Below are 224 nucleotides of genomic sequence, written 5' to 3' on the forward strand. Positions count from 1 at the left end.
TTATTGGCGGTACCTGCAAACGCATTCACCGTGAAGGTTACATCTGAACTTGTTGCAGCACAACTTCCGTTAGAAGCTACTGTGTATTTTATCGTTACCGCTGTATCTGCTGTAACATCTGCCGGGGTATAAACTGAACCAGTGATACTTCCGCCTCCTGAAACAATGCTCCAGGTACCTCCTGCTGGTGTAGCAGTTAAGGTTTTAGTTGCAGTTTCACAAAT

1 protein-coding gene is annotated in these 224 nt (G+C 45.1%); it reads right to left on the reverse strand.

The window, feature by feature from the left end:
* Positions 1-224: hypothetical protein (locus JO950_RS22170; protein ID WP_202704574.1), on the reverse strand; the 224-nt coding region annotated here is incomplete at both ends.

This window comes from Flavobacterium sp. UGB4466, assembly GCF_903469665.1.
Classification (GTDB): Bacteria; Bacteroidota; Bacteroidia; order Flavobacteriales; family Flavobacteriaceae; genus Flavobacterium; species Flavobacterium lipolyticum.